The organism is Rhodoferax sp., from assembly GCF_044236835.1.
In the GTDB taxonomy this organism is placed as follows: Bacteria; Pseudomonadota; Gammaproteobacteria; order Burkholderiales; family Burkholderiaceae_C; genus Allorhodoferax.
Map to the genome: position 1 here is coordinate 64,286 of NZ_JBIIGC010000014.1, position 15,597 is coordinate 79,882.

The 15,597-nt window shown below is 59.7% G+C and carries 14 protein-coding genes; 1 reads left to right on the plus strand and 13 read right to left on the minus strand.

Annotation, left to right across the window (positions count from 1 at the left end):
* Positions 1 to 8: 8 nt before the first annotated feature.
* From fabZ to rpsB, 12 genes are all read right to left on the minus strand, one after another.
* A complete protein-coding gene (gene fabZ, locus ACILRC_RS10995) occupies positions 9 to 449 on the minus strand; it encodes a 3-hydroxyacyl-ACP dehydratase FabZ (RefSeq protein WP_395669415.1) in 441 nt (146 codons plus the stop codon).
* Positions 446 to 1,420 (minus strand): UDP-3-O-(3-hydroxymyristoyl)glucosamine N-acyltransferase, encoded by a 975-nt coding sequence (gene lpxD, locus ACILRC_RS11000; protein WP_395669416.1) that lies wholly within the window; start codon positions 1,418 to 1,420, stop codon positions 446 to 448. Before lpxD ends, fabZ begins: the two co-directional genes overlap by 4 nt.
* Positions 1,421 to 1,443: 23 nt before the next feature.
* Entirely contained in the window at positions 1,444 to 1,953 is a 510-nt protein-coding gene (locus ACILRC_RS11005) for an OmpH family outer membrane protein (protein WP_395669417.1), read from the minus strand.
* A complete protein-coding gene (bamA, locus tag ACILRC_RS11010) occupies positions 1,953 to 4,250 on the minus strand; it encodes an outer membrane protein assembly factor BamA (RefSeq protein WP_395669418.1) in 2,298 nt (765 codons plus the stop codon). The genes ACILRC_RS11005 and bamA overlap by 1 nt, the downstream gene beginning before the upstream one ends.
* Positions 4,251 to 4,294: 44 nt before the next feature.
* Positions 4,295 to 5,656, minus strand: a complete 1,362-nt coding sequence (gene rseP, locus ACILRC_RS11015; RefSeq protein ID WP_395669419.1) for an RIP metalloprotease RseP — start codon at positions 5,654 to 5,656, stop codon at positions 4,295 to 4,297.
* Positions 5,657 to 5,680: 24 nt separating this feature from the next.
* Entirely contained in the window at positions 5,681 to 6,868 is a 1,188-nt protein-coding gene (gene dxr, locus ACILRC_RS11020; protein ID WP_395669420.1) for a 1-deoxy-D-xylulose-5-phosphate reductoisomerase, read from the minus strand.
* Positions 6,865 to 7,719, minus strand: a complete 855-nt coding sequence (locus ACILRC_RS11025; protein ID WP_395669421.1) for a phosphatidate cytidylyltransferase — start codon at positions 7,717 to 7,719, stop codon at positions 6,865 to 6,867. The genes dxr and ACILRC_RS11025 overlap by 4 nt, the downstream gene beginning before the upstream one ends.
* Positions 7,720 to 7,730: 11 nt before the next feature.
* Positions 7,731 to 8,471 (minus strand): polyprenyl diphosphate synthase, encoded by a 741-nt coding sequence (gene uppS / locus ACILRC_RS11030; RefSeq protein ID WP_395669422.1) that lies wholly within the window; start codon positions 8,469 to 8,471, stop codon positions 7,731 to 7,733.
* A gap of 16 nt (positions 8,472 to 8,487) precedes the next feature.
* Positions 8,488 to 9,048, minus strand: a complete 561-nt coding sequence (gene frr / locus ACILRC_RS11035) for a ribosome recycling factor (protein WP_395669423.1) — start codon at positions 9,046 to 9,048, stop codon at positions 8,488 to 8,490.
* Positions 9,049 to 9,098: 50 nt separating this feature from the next.
* Entirely contained in the window at positions 9,099 to 9,821 is a 723-nt protein-coding gene (gene pyrH / locus ACILRC_RS11040) for a UMP kinase (RefSeq protein ID WP_395669424.1), read from the minus strand.
* Between the two features lie 61 nt (positions 9,822 to 9,882).
* Entirely contained in the window at positions 9,883 to 10,806 is a 924-nt protein-coding gene (tsf, locus tag ACILRC_RS11045; RefSeq protein ID WP_395669425.1) for a translation elongation factor Ts, read from the minus strand.
* 77 nt (positions 10,807 to 10,883) lie between these two features.
* The gene (rpsB, locus tag ACILRC_RS11050; protein ID WP_395669426.1) at positions 10,884 to 11,636 is read right to left on the minus strand and encodes a 30S ribosomal protein S2; all 753 of its coding nucleotides are present in this window, start codon (positions 11,634 to 11,636) and stop codon (positions 10,884 to 10,886) included.
* A 273-nt stretch (positions 11,637 to 11,909) separates the two neighbouring features.
* Here rpsB and ACILRC_RS11055 point away from each other — a divergent pair, with 273 nt between their 5' ends.
* Positions 11,910 to 13,169 carry an NAD(P)/FAD-dependent oxidoreductase gene (locus tag ACILRC_RS11055; RefSeq protein WP_395669427.1) on the plus strand — a complete coding sequence of 420 codons (1,260 nt, stop codon included), beginning with the start codon at positions 11,910 to 11,912 and terminating at the stop codon, positions 13,167 to 13,169.
* 156 nt (positions 13,170 to 13,325) lie between these two features.
* Here ACILRC_RS11055 and rnr read toward each other — a convergent pair whose 3' ends face one another.
* Positions 13,326 to 15,581 (minus strand): ribonuclease R, encoded by a 2,256-nt coding sequence (gene rnr, locus ACILRC_RS11060; RefSeq protein ID WP_395669428.1) that lies wholly within the window; start codon positions 15,579 to 15,581, stop codon positions 13,326 to 13,328.
* Between the last annotated feature and the right edge of the window lie 16 nt (positions 15,582 to 15,597).

The window sequence follows — 15,597 nt, forward strand, 5'->3', positions numbered from 1 at the left end:
TTGCCCCCTTAGGCAATCGCGCGCATGGCGCAGGTCAGCTCCGCCTCGACCGCCAGATCTTCGCCCACCAGCGCGGCCGCTTTGAACTTGAAAATCCCGGCCTTCATGCGCAGCAGCTCCACCTGCAGCACCAACTGGTCGCCGGGCTCAACCGGGCGCTTGAAACGCGCGCCTTCGATGCCGGCGAAGTAATACACCATTTGGTCGTTGGGCGTAGCGTCGAGCGCATCGAACGCAAGCAGTGCCGCGGCCTGGGCCAAGGCTTCCAGCATCAAGACACCCGGCATCACCGGGCGGTGGGGAAAGTGACCGACGAAAAATGGCTCGTTGATGGTGACATTCTTGAGCGCAGTGATGCGCTTGCCCTTCTCCAACGCTGTGACCCGGTCCACCAGCAAAAACGGGAACCGGTGCGGCAGTTGCTTGAGAATTTTGTGGATGTCCATCATCGCTTTGCTTCTTTCTCCAGGGTCTTGATTCGGTCACGCAAGCGGTGCAATTGCTTGAGCGTGGCGGCATTGCGCTCCCAGGCGCTGTTTTCTTCCATGGGAAAGACGCCAGTGTAGTGGCCAGGTTGCAGCACCGACTTGGTGACAACCGTGGACGCAGATATGTGCACGCCAGGTGCCAAGGTCAAGTGGCCCAACACCACGGCGCCACCGCCCACGGTGCAATTCGCACCAATGGTGGCGCTGCCAGCCACCCCCACACAACCCGCCAGTGCAGTGTTACGTCCGATCCGCACGTTGTGGCCAATTTGGATCAGGTTGTCGAGCTTGACGCCATCTTCGATCACGGTGTCCTGCAAAGCGCCACGGTCTATGCAGGTGTTAGCGCCAATCTCTACGTCGTTACCGATCCGCACGCTACCCAGTTGCTCAATTTTTTCCCAGCGCTCGCCGTCGGGCGCAAAGCCAAATCCGTCCGCGCCAATGACGACGCCCGGATGCACCAAGCAGCGCTGACCAATGACACAGTTTTCGCCCACCGTGACGCGGGACTTCAGTACGGTGTCCGCGCCTATCTGCGCACCCGCCTCGACCACACACAAGGCGCCGATGGCCGCGCTCGCGTGAACCTGCGCGCGCGGATCGATCACCGCACTCGCATGCACCAATGGCGCTTCAAAACGTGGTAAGTGCTTGCGCCACAACTGGGTTACGCGCGCAAAGTAGAGGTAGGGATTGGTCGTGACGATGCAGGCGCCACGCTCTTGGGCAAGCTCTCTGTCTTGTGGCCCCACGATGACGCACGATGCGGCACTGGATGCCAACTGTGCGCGGTACCTTGGATGGCTTAAAAAACTCAACGCACCGAATCCAGCGTGCTCCAAGGGGGACAGTTTTGTGATGACCATCCCCGGTTCGCCATGCAACTCACCGCCCAATGCGCCAACGATATGTGCCAGCTCCATTTGCATGGCCGGTTCCAAAGCGTGCCGACTTACTTGGACGCGCCGTTGAGGACTTTCAGCACCTTGTCGGTGATGTCATGCTTCCCGTTGCTGTAAACCACTTCCTGGATGACCAAGTCGTATTTCTCTGCGTCCGCCACTTGCTTGACCGCCTTGTCGATCGTGCCCAGCACGTTTTGCAGTTCCTCGTTGCGCCGCGCGGCAAAATCCTCTTGGAACTCTCGCTGTTTGCGCTGGAACTCGCGGCTTTGGTCGGCGAACTCGCGCTGGCGCGCAACTCGCTGGCTCTCGTTGAGCGTGGGGCCTTCGCGATCGAGCCGCTCACCGAGTCCCTTCAGCGCCAACTGCATGTCGCCAAGGTCCTTTTGGCGCTTGGAGAACTCTTGTCCCAGCTTCGCTGTCGCCGCCTTTGCGGGCACAGACTCGGAGGTCATGCGCTGAACATTGACAATGGCAATTCTGGACTCTTGCGCGAACACAGCGCCTGCCAGCAGCGCCACTGCTAGACCCAAGCCCCAACGCAGGTGAAGTTTCTTCATCAGAAGGACGTTCCAATTTGAAATTGCAAAGACTGTAGTTTATCGCCTTGGAACTGGGTAATGGGTCGGGCCACCGCCAAGCGCAAGGGTCCGACAGGTGAAACCCAACTCAAGCCCACGCCGTAAGAAGTGCGCATTGCACCAAACTGAATTGGCTCGCCTGGGCCGAACACGCTGCCCGCGTCGATGAAGCCATACCAGCGCAACGTGCGGTCATTGCCAGCGCCAGGTATGGGGGACAACACCTCCGCATTGAAGGTGAATTTCTTTGAGCCGCCGGTGGCGGTCAGGCCAGCCTGGCGCTGCGCCTCGGTGGTCAAAGACCCTTGCTCGAACCCGCGCACCGAACCCAAGCCGCCCGAGTAATAGTTCTTGAACACCGGATAGGTCAAGCCGTTGGTACCCTTGCCCACCGACAACTCGCTGTTAAGGGCCAGCGTAGTACGTTTGGACAGCGGAAAGTACTGCTGAAACTGGGCGGTGCCGCGCACGTAGCGCAAATCACCTCCCACGCTCCATTCGCCGTTGCCGCGAAGCACCCGACCGCTGCTGGGCACGAGCGCACTGTCGCGGGTGTCACGCGCCCACCCCAAAGACAGGGGCACCGCGTCAGTCACACTGCCAAAATCATTGGCAAAATCTTGGAACACTTGAGGCAAAAACGTGCCGGTCACTACCTCTGTGCGGTCGACGCCAACCCCAAAAAACACCGTATCAATGTCGGTGAACGGTACGCCGTAGCGCAAGCCGGCACCAGTGGTAACAATCGAGTAGCTGTCGATGTCGGCACGCGATCTGGAAGTGCGCTGGTACAGGTCGATGGTGCGAGAAATGCCGTCTTCGGTGATGTAAGGGTTGGTGGTGTTTAAGACCAGCGTTCTGTTGTACTTGGTGGTGTCGACTTCAACGCCCAGAGAGCTACCGGAACCAAAAGCATTGTCTTGCCGAAAACCGAAGGTCACACCCAAACCGTCGCCACTTGAAAAGCCCGCTCCCAAAGTCAAACTGCCAGTGGGCTTCTCGGCCACGGTGATGGTGATATCCACCTGATCGGGAGATCCTGGGACCTCTTGGGTGTCCAGCGAGACCTCCTTGAAGTAGCCAAGGCGGTCGACCCGATTGCGGGATTGTCGGATCTTGTCGCCGTCGTACCACGCCGCCTCAAGTTGGCGGAACTCCCGGCGAATGACTTCGTCACGGGTTCGGTCGTTGCCAGCGACGTTGATGCGCCGCACATAAGCACGCCGCGAGGGGTCACCCACCAGCGTGATTTCTACCCGGTTGGTGGTGCGGTCAATTTCGGTGCGGGCGTCCACGCGGGCGAATGCAAAGCCAAAATTTCCGTAATAGTCGGTAAAGGCCTTGGTGGTCTGGGCCACCTGGTCAACGTTGTAGGCTTCCCCGGCCTTGATGGCGATAAGCGACTGAAATTCCGCCTCTTTGTCCAAGTAGTTCCCGTCCAGCTTGATCTTTGACACCACGAAGCGTTCACCCTCAGTCACATTGATGGTGATGCCAATGCTTTGCTTGTCGGCTGCGATGGCCACCTGGGTCGACTCGACCTTGAATTCGAGGTAACCACGGGTCAGGTAATAGGAGCGCAGTGTCTCGATGTCTGCGTTCAACTTAGGCCTTGAATAGCGGTTGGACTTGGTATACCAACTCAGCCAGCTTCCGGTGTTGAGGTCAAACAGACCCAACAAGGTCGACTCTGGGAACGCCTTGGCCCCCACAATACGAATGTCGGTGATGGTCGCAGGCTCACCCTCGCTCACCGCAAAGCTCAAATTGACTCGATTGCGCTCAACCGGCGTGACCGTGGTAACTACCTCAGCTGCATACATGCTGCGGTTGATGTACTGGCGTTTGACCTCCTGCTCGGCACGGTCCACCAACGCTTTATCGTACGGGCGGCCATCGGCCAATCCGATGTCCTTCAGGGCTTTGATCAAAACGTCCTTGTCGAACTCTCGGGTTCCAGAGAACTCCACATCAGCCACAACCGGACGCTCATCTACAACCACAATCAAAGCACCGTCCTTGACATCAATGCGCACATCCTTGAACAAGCCCAATGCAAACAGCGAGCGGATCGAGGCGGCAGCCTTGTCGTCACTGTAGGTGTCACCGATGCGCACCGGAATGGACGCGAAGATGGTGCCAGCCTCGACGCGCTGCAGGCCTTCCACTCGGATATCGCGCACCACAAATGGTTCCAAAGCAAGCGCGAGCTGACTGAAGAAAACCGCCACGAGGGCGACCAAGATATGGCGTTGCTTAGAGAGGGTATGGAACATATTGGGTGTGCAGGTGGTGGGCAACTCGCTGGCAACCGGGGTCGCTAGAACATCAAACGGTGAATGTCGTTGAACAAGGCCACTGACATCATCACCATCAATACGGCCAGGCCCAGACGTTGTAAACGAGACAGCCAAGCCTCGGATACCTCTCGGCCAGTCAGGCCCTCCCAAAGATAATACATCAGGTGTCCGCCATCTAACATGGGGAGCGGGAGCAGGTTCAACACCCCCAAGCTGACACTGATCAAGGCCAAAAACACCAGGTACTGGGTCAGGCCCAGTGCAGCCGAGCGGCCCGCGTAATCTGCGATGGTGATTGGACCACTGAGGTTCTTGATGGACGCCTCGCCAACGAGCATTTTCCCCATCATTCCAAGCGTCAGGGCCGATACCTCCCACGTTTTTTCGATCGCCTTGACCATGCCGTCCAGCGGGCCCGAACGCACCACCACAGTGGCCGGACGATCACCCACGATAGCCCCAATGCGGCCGATGTTCTCGCCCTCATCGGAGTCGCGCCGTGGGGTGACCACAATCAGGAGCTCTTGGCTGTCGCGCCACACAATCCAAGACTGCGCAGACGGCGCAGCCAACCGGCCCGACTCACGAATCAGCGCCCGCAACTGGGCTGCATCCACGATGGGTCGACGGTCTACCTGGAGCACCAAGTCACCCTCGATCAGGCCCGCCTCCTCTGCGGCACTGCCGGATCGGACATTGCCGACCCGTGCCGGCGAATACGGGCCCGTGATGCCAATGGCTTTGAACATGCTGGCGTCGGCCTGCGTGGCTTGGAAATCACCCAAGGGCAGCACCGTCTCACCGACCGTTTGCCGGTCCGAACGGGAGTACCGCAAGTACAGGTCCTGCGAACCTAGAGCTGCGCGGGTGAGCCACCAGCGGAAATCATCAAACGACGCCACGTCGACCAACTCATCGGGCGCAAAACCTACGGCGGTCACCAGCTCCCCGCCGCGTAGACCGGCTTGCGCGGCAATGGAATCCGGCACGGGCTGGGCCAACCTGGCCTCAGGTTCGACCATGCCTATCCAATGGACTGCGGCGTACAGCACCACGGCCAGAACCAGATTCGCTAGCGGCCCGGCCGCCACAATAGCAACGCGCTTGCGCAGCGGCTGCGTGCTAAAGGCCTGCGATAACTCCTCAGAAGCTACCGGAGCCTCGCGAGCATCGAGCATCTTCACGTAGCCACCCAGGGGAACCGCAGCGAGCACAAACTGGGTTCCGAACTTAGGCGACGTCCATTGCCATAGTGTCGGACCAAACCCGACAGAGAAACGAAGCACTTTTACGCCGCAAAGCCGCGCCATCTGAAAGTGGCCCCACTCGTGGATCGCGACCAGCAGGGCAATCGCAACCAGAAACGCGATGAGGGTGATCATGGCGTTGATTAGCGGCTCAAAGGATCAGGGAGCAATGCGCTTGACCACAGCGCCCGCCAAGGCGCGCGCCTCTTGGTCGAGCGCGACGAGATCGACCACCGAGGAAGGGCCGGCAAACACGGCTCGCTCGACGGTCTCCAGGTTGACGTGGTGAATCTGGTCGAACCGAATGCGGCCATCCAAGAAGGCTGCTACACCCACCTCGTTGGACGCATTGAGCACTGCGGGCGTGCCAGGCGCAGCGGTCAGCGACTGCCAGGCCAAGGCCAGACCAGGGTAGCGCGCACGGTGGTCGGCGGTTTGGTAGCTCTCGAAGGTAAGCGCTGAGAGTGCAGAAAAATCGATGGCCGCCGCACCAGATCGGACCCGTTCTGGCCAAGCCAAGCCGTACGCGATGGGGCCTTTCATATCGGGAGTGCCCAGTTGTGCGACCACCGAATGGTCCACGTACTGCACCATGGAGTGCACCACGCTCTGTGGATGGATGACGACATCGATTTTTTCTGGCGGCATACCAAAAAGATAGTGCGCCTCAATCACCTCCAAGGCCTTGTTCATCATGGTGGCCGAGTCCACCGAAATCTTGCGCCCCATGGTCCAGTTGGGATGCGCGCACGCTTCCTGCGGAGTGACCGTTCCCAGCGTCGAAGGATCACGACGGCGAAAGGGGCCACCAGATGCGGTGAGAATGAGCTTGTCTACCAGATTGGGCCAGCGCTGCCGGTCCTGCGGTAAAGACTGAAAAATAGCAGAGTGCTCGCTATCGATAGGCAGCAAAGTGGCGCCACCTTGGGCGACCGCATCCATGAACAACTGCCCGCCCACCACCAGTGCCTCTTTGTTGGCCAGCAACAAGCGCTTGCCCGCCAGCGCCGCAGCCATGCAGGGCTCCAAGCCCGCAGCGCCCACGATCGCTGCCATCACAATATCCACGCGAGAATCACACGCCATATCGCGAATCGCCGCCGCACCGCCTAGCACCTGAGTGCGCAAACCCAAGGACTTCACACGTGCGGCCAGCTCGCGGCTGTGCTCCAAGCTGTCCATGACCGCAAACTGCGGCTGGTACTTGGCGCACTGCGCCAACATACGCTCCACATGGGTGGCCGCTGTTAAGGCGAACACCGCAAACCGGTCCGGGTGCAGATCGACCACCTCTAGAGTGCTCACGCCAATTGAACCAGTGGAGCCCAGAATGAGTAAGTTTTTCAAACAGCCCCCAAGGTCACAATCATCATCGCCAAGGGCAGTGTAGGGACCAAGGCATCGAGCCGGTCCAACACGCCGCCGTGCCCCGGCAGCAAGGCGCTGCTGTCCTTGACCCCGGCAAGTCGCTTGAACAAGGATTCAACCAAGTCACCCACGACGCTCATTGCGCAAAGAAACAACACGCCCAAAACAAAAAAGCCCGACCCTACGCCAGCAAGCCGGGTGAACAGGCTGGCGGAATCGACCGCCAAGTATGGCTCCAGCGCGGTCCAAGCAACAGCCACCAGCATCACACATGCCGCACCGCCGATGGCGCCTTCCCAAGTTTTTCCAGGGCTGATGCCCGGCGCCAAACGGCGGGAAAACCACCGCCCACCCCAACGTCTGCCAAAAAAGTAGGCGCCGATGTCGGCAATCCATACCAACCCCAACACCGAGAACAAGAAATTGATGCCAATGCCGCGCGCTTGCATCATCGCAGCCCACGCCAGGAGCAAGGCCAACAGACCACCTGACAAACGAAGCACCAGCGCAACCTCCGCCCAACGCGCCTGGCCGTAGCGCAACAACCAGGCACCCGCTAGCACCCAGAGCGAACCAGCCACCACCCACACACCTACAAGCGAGCCCTCCAGCGATCCGGAGAACCAAACCAGCAGACCCAGCGCCCCAAACAGCACGCCTTGCGAAACGGCAAACACGGGTTGACATCCGTTGAGCCTGGCCCACTCCCATGCGCCACAGGAGATCAAAAGCAGCGTCATCAGCCCCAGCGGTGTCTGCGATTGAGATAGGACCGCTGGCAACAGCAAAGCCAACAGCAACACTGCGGTGATGACCCTGAGTTTGAGCATGCTGGCAACGCTCAGCTGGGTCGTTCGGCGGCGTCGGACACTTGGTCGGACGTCAAACCAAAACGCCGTTCACGCGCAAGGTAGGCACCGATGGCGTCATCCAGCAGTTGAGCGTCAAAGTCTGGCCACAAGGCGTCAGAAAAAACCAGCTCGCTGTAGGCCGCCTGCCAGAGCAAAAAATTGCTCAAGCGCATCTCTCCACCGGTGCGGATGATCAAGTCCGGATCCCCGCAATGGGCTGTCGACAAGGTCTGTGCCAAGCTCTCTTCGGTGATCGGCTCACGCGCCGCCGCAAGCTTGGCCGCTGCCTGTGCAATGTCCCAGCGGCCACCGTAGTTGAAACATACGTTGAGCAAGAGCGCGGTGTTGGAGCGGGTATGGGATTCCGCGTCCAACAGCGCAATTTGCACCCGCTCCGAAAGGTATTCCCGCGCACCCACAAACTGCAACCGCACGCCCTCTTTGTGCAACTTGGGCACCTCTTTGGCAAGCACCATGGCCAACAAGGTCATTAAGCCCGATACCTCATCGGCCGGACGCTTCCAGTTCTCGGAGGAAAACGCAAACACGGTGAGTACCTTCACCTGCCGCGATACGCAGGCTGTAACCACCCGCCGCAAGGCCTCTACACCCTGGTGGTGACCCGCGGTGCGCGGCAGCATGCGCTTGGACGCCCAGCGGCCATTGCCATCCATGACGATGGCGATATGGCGCGGGCCAGCAGAGCTTAGGGCCTCAGAGGCGGCAGTCAATGCACATGCCTCTGCGTCAAACCGCCATGATGTCTTGCTCTTTGGCAGCAACCAGCCGGTCGACCTCTGCAATGAAGCGGTCGGTGATCTTCTGGATATCGGCCTCGGAGCGCTTTTGCTCATCCTCAGACGCGAGCTTGTCTTTGACCAGCTTCTTGACGGCATCATTGGCATCGCGCCGCACGTTGCGGATTGCCACTTTGGCACTTTCACCCTCGTTGCGCACGACCTTGGTCAGCTCGCGTCGGCGCTCCTCGGACATGGCCGGCATGGGCACACGAATCAGATCGCCCATGCTAGACGGGTTCAGGCCAAGGTCGCTGTCGCGGATGGCCTTTTCAATCTTCGCACCCATACCCTTTTCCCAGGGCTGGATGCCAATCGTGCGTGCGTCCAACAGCGAAAGATTGGCCACTTGACTGATCGGGAGCATTGAGCCGTAGTAGTCCACGTGGACAGTATCGAGCAACGACGGGTTGGCCCGGCCGGTGCGTACCTTCGTCAAGTTGCTGGCAAAGGATGCAATCGACTGCTCCATCTTCGTCTCCAGCGTTGCCAACACAGCGTTGATAGCCATAGTCATGCCTCCGTTCGATACGATCAGCGGTTCACAAAAAAACCAATTGGTTACACATGGACCAAGGTTCCCTCATCGTCCCCGAACACGACGCGCTTGAGGGCGCCGGGCTTGAAGATGGAGAACACCTTGATAGGCAGCTTTTGGTCCCGGCACAGCGCAAACGCCGCTGCGTCCATGATGCCTAGGTTGCTCGACATCGCTTCATCAAAGCTCAGGCTGCTGTAGCGCTTGGCGTTCGGGTCTTTTTTGGGGTCGGCGCTGTACACACCATCGACCTTGGTGGCCTTCAAAACGATCTCCGCTCCAATTTCGGCGCCGCGCAACGCAGCAGCAGTGTCTGTAGTGAAAAACGGGTTGCCAGTGCCCGCTGCAAAGATAACGACTTTGCCTTCTTCAAGGTACTGCAGCGCCTTTGGGCGCACGTAGGGTTCCACCACTTGCTCGATGCCGATGGCGGACATGACGCGGGCAGTGAGGCCAGCCTTGTTCATGGTGTCGCCCAATGCGAGCGCGTTCATTACCGTGGCCAACATTCCCATGTAGTCCGCAGTGGCCCGGTCCATACCCACGGAGCCACCGGCCACGCCGCGAAAGATGTTGCCGCCACCGATCACCACTGCTACCTCCACGCCGGAGCGGGTGACTTCTGCAACCTCGTCCACCATGCGTACGATCGTGTCGCGATTGATGCCGAACTGGTCGTTGCCCATCAAAGCCTCCCCCGAGAGCTTGAGCAAAATGCGCTTGTAGACAGGCTTGTCGTTTTGCATGGGAATTTCCTCCGAGGGCCAATAATCACAGGGGTCGGCCAGGCCGAGCCCCGACGCCAACCTAAGCCGACTGCTTGGCGGCAGCGACTTGCGCGGCCACTTCAGCTGCGAAATCGTCCGTCTTCTTCTCAATACCTTCGCCGACAACATAGAGCGTAAAGCCCTTGACGGTGGTGTTACAGGCCTTAAGCATCTGTTCGACCGTCTGCTTGTCGTTCTTGACGAAAGGTTGGTTGAACAGCGACACCTCCTTAAGGAACTTCTGCACGCCACCCTCTATACGCTTGGCAACGATTTCCGGAGATTGCACCGGCTTTCCCGCAGCGGTTGCCACCGCAGCGTCTTCGGCCGCCTTGGCCGCCGCGACCGAGCGCTCCCGCTCTACCAAATCTTGGGGAACGTCGCTGCTTTGCAGCGCCACTGGCTTCATCGCAGCCACGTGCATGGCTACATCTTTGGCGGCCACATCGTCCCCCTCAAACTCCACCACCACACCGATGCGAGTTCCGTGCAAGTAGGATGCGAGCTTGGCGCCGCTGGCAAAGCGCTTGAAGCGGCGCAGCGTCATGTTTTCGCCGATCTTTCCGATCAAGCCTTTGCGCACATCTTCGACGGTGGGACCGAAACCATCTTGACTGTAAGACAGCGTACCGAGGGCAGCCACATCGGCGGGGTTATGCTGAGCAACCAGGCGCACCGCTGCATTGGCCATAGCGACAAAGCTATCGTTCTTGGTGACGAAGTCAGTTTCACAGTTCACTTCGAGCAAAGCGCCAACACCGTTTTCGATGCAGGCGACAACCACGCCCTCTGCCGTCACCCGGGCGGCAGCTTTGCCGGCCTTGCTGCCCAGCTTGACTCGCAACAGCTCTTCGGCCTTGGCCATGTCGCCATCGGCCTCGGTCAGCGCCTTTTTGCACTCCATCATCGGTGCATCGGTTTTGCCGCGCAGCTCCGCGACCATACTTGCAGTGATTGCAGCCATTTCTCTCTCCGTATTCAATCGTTACGCGTTACCTAAAAAAAAGGGGCGATGCGCCCCTTTTTTGAGCTGCCAAGCTGTCAAGCGGCAGCTTCGCTCACTTCCACAAACTCGTCGTCCGTTTCGGCAGCGACCGCCTTGACCATGTCATCGACCGCGTTGGCGCGACCATCGATGATCGCATCGGCGATACCGCGGGCGTACAAGGTGACGGCTTTAGAAGAATCGTCGTTGCCGGGGATCACATAGTCAATGCCTTCGGGCGAGTGGTTGGAGTCCACCACGCCAATGAGCGGGATGCCCAGCTTGCGGGCTTCTGCAATTGCGATCTTGTGGTAACCCACATCGATCACAAAAATGGCATCGGGCAAACTGGTCATGTCTTGGATACCGCCGATGTCCTTTTCAAGCTTCTCGAGCTCGCGAGCAAACATGAGTTGCTCTTTCTTGCTCATGGCGTCAAGACCGGCCTCTTGTTGGACCTTCATGTCTTTGAGGCGCTTGATGGAGGTCTTGACCGTTTTGAAGTTGGTCAGCATGCCGCCTAGCCAACGCTGGTCCACGTATGGCACACCGGCGCGCTGCGCCTCAGTTGCCACGATCTCGCGGGCCTGGCGCTTGGTGCCCACCATCAAAATCGTGCCGCGTCGCGCTGCAAGCTGGCGCACGAACTTGGCCGCGTCCTGGAACATCGGAAGCGACTTCTCTAGATTAATGATGTGAATCTTGTTACGGTGACCGAAAATGAACGGGGCCATCTTCGGATTCCAGAAGCGGGTCTGGTGTCCAAAGTGGACGCCTGCTTCCAGCATCTCACGCATCGTTACTGCCATGTTTAACTCCAAAGGTTAGGTCTTAAATCCGGTCTGCAAATCGTTGCCCCCGCGCACTAAAATTCAGGGGCTTCGACACCTTGGCTTGACCGGTTTGCGATTTACTGTGGACAGCGCACTACGCGCCGTCAGCACAGCCCGCGAGTTTAACATGGTTACCAACCGAGTCCCCGCGTTCTCCCCGGTGTACGACCCCCACGCACACAACACCCTGCGCTACGGACTTGGAGCCCAACATCGGCTTACGAACTTACTTGGTTTGATGGACTTTGAATGAATATTGCAGTCATCGGTGCTGGCATCGTGGGCATATGTACCGCCTACGAGTTAGCAATGGACGGACACCGAGTGACGGTGTACGAAAAAAGCGCATCTATCGCGGAGGGCGCGAGCTTTGCCAATGGTGGTTTGCTTGCACCCAGCCTCGGGGCTGTGATTTCGCACCCTCAGTGGCCCAGCGGCGCACTGACGTCGTGGCGAAGGCTGCTGCAGACCGCGCGCGTTGGCGGCGGGACCAGATTGGAGGATCTGCGCTGGTTAATCACTTGGAGTAGGCGCCGCTCGGAGCAGGACTTTTTGGCCGCACTCGCCGCCAACCACGCCCTGCTGGAAGCCAGCATGGTGCAACTGCATGACATCGTGCGACGTACCGGCCTTTCCTTTGACCGCAGCGAAGGGCAACTTGCGCTGTTTGCCACAGCGCGCGAATCTGAGCGGTTTGCACCCAAGTTGAAAGCATTGAAGCAACTGGGCGTCGCATTCAAGAACTTATCCGCCCAGGAGGCGCGCAAACTCGAACCCGGGCTGGGTGCTGCCCTGCCTGTGCACAGCGCGGTCCAGTTTCCGCAGGATGCGGTTGGTAACTGCAGGCACTTCGCGCAGCTTCTCAAGGAAGCCGCCCAAGCACAGGGAGTGGTGTTTTGTCTTGGCACCAATGTGCAAACCATTGCACCCGCTGCCCAACCGGGCATCATCTTGGAAACCGGCGCAACACCGTTGGCGTTCGACCGGATAGTGGTGTGTTGCGGCAGCGATCCCTCGCGCTTCATGCGCATGGCGGCTCCCCATTGCCGCCGTGCGGTGGTGCACAGCCAGTCGCTCAGCCTGCACTTGCGTGAGCCTCTGAACGGGCCACGCAGCGCAGTGGTGGACACCGCCAGCCAAGTGGCGATCGTCCGCCTGGGCAACCGGATCCGGGTCAGCGGGGGCGCCTCGCTAGGCCGCCCCATGACCACCAGCGATGAGCAAAGTTTTCGGCCCCTGTACCGCGCGCTCAACACCCACTTCCCCGGAGCAGCCAACCTGCGCGAAGGCGTCCAAGCATGGACGGGCTCGAGCCTGTTCATCGGTGACGGGCTGCCGCTGATCGGCCAAACGCCCCTGCCAGGCGTGCTTCTCAACACAGGGCACGGCCACAACGGGTGGGGCATGGCTTGCGGGAGCGCACGCCTGTTGGCAGACCTGATCGGAAACAAGCCCACGCGCCTGGACCCGGCCGCGTTCAATCCGCTGCGCTTTACGCGCACTGCCTAATAATCAGCAAGTTCAATCGCCATCTGAGCATTGTCCTGGGACAAGCAGCTCAGACAGCCAGGGTTAGGAACCTGCGAATCACCTTTCAGGCGCGGATGGTCAAACCAATCGTTGGGGCCAGGGCTCAACGCAATTGCACGCCACATTGGGCTGCGGTCACTTGCGCTTGCGGGCCACCTTCTTCGATGTGGCGATCGCGCGCTCCGCGCCCTTCCGGGGGCGGGCGGCATTTCTGGCCGACGGGCTACCTGATCCAGCGTCAACGTCAAAGCGCTCGGGCGCTGCTTTGCGCATCTTGGGTTCGCGGACCGTGTCCCTATCAGATGGGTTACGGCCCAGCAATCCGTCGCCTTCGTGCACCAAGCGAAAGTCAATCTTGCGTCCGTCCAGGTCGACCCGACTGACCTGGATCCGAACCCTGGTCCCAATCGCGTAGCGGGTTCCGGTGCGCTCACCGCGCAACTCTTGGCGCGCTTCGTCAAACCGGAAGTACTCGCCACCCAGCTCGGTAATGTGCACCAGGCCTTCGACGTACATCGCGTCCAAGGTTACAAACAAGCCAAAACTCGTGGCCGAAGTCACCACGCCAGCGTACTCCTCGCCCAAATGCTCGCGCATGTATTTGCATTTCAACCATGCTTCGACATCGCGGCTGGCCTCGTCGGCGCGGCGCTCGTTGGCGCTGCAATGCAGACCGGCTGCCTGCCAAGCCACACCTTCAGCCGTAGGTTTGCGCGCCTTGGAAGATACCGGTTCACCCTTGGCGGCCAAGCCTTTTTCCAGTCGGCGTGACAACTTGGCATGTGCCTCACCCGGCGTTGGCAAAGTCGGGAGTAGGTACCGCTTTTTGTCGAGCACAGCCTTGATCACCCGGTGCACCAATAAATCAGGATAACGGCGGATAGGGCTGGTGAAATGGGTGTAGGCCTCAAATGCCAACCCGAAGTGCCCACTGTTGATGGGCGTATAGATCGCCTGCTGCATGGAACGCAACAACATCGAGTGGATTTGCTGCGCATCAGGTCGGTCTCTGGTAGCGACAGCGATCGCTTGGAACTCGCCAGGTGTGGGTTCGTCGCTGATGGTCATGCCCAGACCAATGGCACGCAGATAGTTACGCAGAATCTCCTTCTTCTCAGGTGTCGGTCCTTCGTGCACGCGAAAAAGACCCGGGTGCTTGCTCTGAGCAATATAGTCAGCGCTGCAAACATTAGCCGCCAGCATGGCTTCCTCAATCACCCGGTGGGCCACGTTGCGCACCCGCGGCATGATTTTTTCTATGCGACCGTTCTCGTCGCACACGATTTGGGTCTCGGTGGTCTCAAAGTCGACCGCACCGCGCTGCTGGCGAGACTTAAGCAACGACTGGAAGACCCCGTGCAGGTTGAGTAAATCAGCCACGCGCTCCTTGCGCTTGGCCGCTTCGGGCCCGCGGGTGTTGCCCAAAATGGCGGCTACTTCGGTGTAGGTGAAGCGCGCATGGCTCCACATCACGGCAGGGTAGAACTGGTACGCCTCTACGACGCCTGCATCAGTCACAAACATGTCGCACACCATGCACAGGCGCTCGACCTCTGGGTTAAGCGAGCACAGGCCGTTGGAAAGCTTCTCGGGCAACATCGGAATCACGCGGCGCGGAAAGTACACGCTTGTGGCACGGTCGTAGGCATCGACATCGATGGCCGACCCAGTTTCCACATAGTGGCTCACATCGGCAATGGCAACGAGCAAACGCCAACCTTTCACTGCGGCGCGGCCCCGCCCGCGAGTGGCAGGTTCGCAGTACACCGCATCGTCGAAATCTCGGGCGTCTTCCCCGTCGATGGTGACCAAGGGCACATCGGTCAGGTCAACCCGCCCTTGCTTGTCCTGGGGCCGCACCTTGTCAGGCAGGCTGCGCGATAGAGCCACACAGGCCTGGGAGAACTCGTGTGGCACGCTGTACTTGCGCACTGCAATCTCAATCTCCATCCCCGGGTCGTCCACCTCGCCTAGCACCTCTTTGATACGCCCCACCGGTTGGCCAAACAAGGCTGGCGGCTCGACCAACTCCACCACCACCACCTGCCCCGGCTTGGCAACGCTGGTGGCGCCCTTCGGAATCAAGACATCCTGTCCGTAGCGCTTGTCTTCGGGTGCCACCAGCCAGACACCACTCTCGTGCAACAGGCGGCCGATGATCGGTTGCTTGGAGCGTTCGATGATCTCCACCACGCGCCCTTCGGGCCGACCCTTGCGGTCACTGCGCACGATACGCACCTTGACGCGGTCCTTGTGGAGCACGGCGCGCATCTCATTGGGCGGCAGGTAAATGTCGGGCGCGCCGTCGTCGCGGGCCACAAAGCCATGCCCATCGCGATGCCCTTGCACCGTTCCTTCAAGTTCATCCAGCAAGCCGCTGGTTTGGCTCATATTTTTGATACACTCA